The sequence below is a fragment of the Kitasatospora sp. NPDC054768 genome, assembly GCF_053612025.1.
The window spans coordinates 1-1,579 of the sequence record NZ_JBSHBN010000342.1 but is presented as its reverse complement, the minus strand read 5'-3'; the positions used below and the strand labels follow the sequence as shown (position 1 = coordinate 1,579).

Annotated in this window: 1 protein-coding gene and 1 pseudogene; both read right to left on the bottom strand. The window is 60.7% G+C overall.

Annotated elements, in window-relative coordinates:
* Positions 1-579: pseudogene (locus ACWGKU_RS40995) on the bottom strand (hypothetical protein); the annotation flags it as partial.
* Positions 580-633: 54 nt separating this feature from the next.
* On the bottom strand, positions 634-1,579 hold a 946-nt coding region (locus tag ACWGKU_RS40990), incomplete at its 5' end, for an RICIN domain-containing protein (RefSeq protein ID WP_452191837.1).

Here is a 1,579-nt window from a genome sequence, read left to right as displayed (position 1 = left end):
CGACGGCGCGGTACCGACCTGCACCTGCACCGAAACCCGGGTATCGGGCACCGGATTCGACAACACCGCCAACAGCACGTCGGCCTGCGTCAACTCCACCGACGCACCGAACGCACCGAGCATCCCCGTAAACGTCCTGTCGTCCGACCGATACTGCGCCCCCTTGTACACCCCACTGTTCAGCAGCGTGCAGGAATACAACAACGCGTCCTGCGTAGTGGCGAAGGCGGCCTCGCCACCACCCGGAACATCCGCCACCACTTGCGTGCCGGCCGGGATCTCCACAGGCCTCGGCAGCGCGACCGTCATCGAGAACTCCACCTGCGTCCGCGCCGGAGACGCCGGCCGCGGCTGCGCGCCGACTTCCGCCAGCACCGCCAACCGGTCCTTGTCAGCCGCCCGGTTCACCCGCTCGATGAGTGGTGCCACCATGCCGGCGCAGGCCTCCACCAGAGCCGTCCCCGCATCCGGACCATCCACACCCGCCCATGAAGGGACCTTCTGACGGACCGCCGACTTCGCGCCCGACACTAGGTCATCCATACTACGCTGATCGACAGGAGGAACGGGAATACTCATTGCACACTATCCTTCCAGATAAACCAATAGGCGACCTATGCGCCAGCGGCTGGCTTACGGGTTTCGTGGGACGAGGAATTCCCAGGCTTGATTGTCATGCCAGTTAATTTTGTACTGGATGACGGGCGCACCGTTCGAGGTCGATCCGCCGGAGACGTCGAGTACCTTGTTGCTTCGCACGTTGGTGATGAGCCAGTAGCTGTCCCACGAGCCAATTTTCCATTTCTGGGAGGGGTTGTCGGCGTCCGGGTATTCCTGGGTGGTTTTTGCGGAATCACTGGTCGAGTTTCCCTGGACGCCCATGGCGAGAAGTGAGTTTACGTTATGGAAGCGGGAGGCGCCTCCGCCGGCGGGAACGATGATCCATCGCTGATTGTTGTATCCAAGGTGGACCCACTGCTGGAGTGTGAGCCCGACGGTGGTGGAGCTGTTGTTGACATCGACAACTTTCCAGCTGCGCTTGTTGGCCACAACACAGGGGGTCGGGAATTGGAGGGCCCCGTAGACGGTGAACGACTTGATCCTGTCGTTGAGATGGCCGAAGACGGAGCTGATAGATCCGCTGGGAGGGATAAGTTGGAGTTTTCCGTGCTCGCTGGGCTGGTCGAATACCTCGATCGCGTTCGTGCTGTTGTTGCGGGCCGATGAGATCGCCCCGGAGGCTACACCGTAACGGGAGGTATTGGTGAGGTCGACATGGCCGACGGCGTTTTTGAAAACCCACTGAGCTCCGCCGTAGTTGCCGTCTCCGTAGAGGCAGAAACAGTTCGCAGGCGGGCCGTTGTACACCTTGACGGACTTGACCTGGTCTTCGAGGGAACCTGGCGGGACAGCGACGGTGGTGGCCGGGTAGTAGAGTTGGCTGGTGCCGGTGCCATCGTTGTTTTTAAATAGTTCCAGGGTGTAATTAGTCTGATTGTTGACGGTGGAGATCCTGAGTGCGATATCGCCGTACAGGGTGGTGTTGGTGAGGTCAGTGAGGACGGCGGTGTCCTTGAAT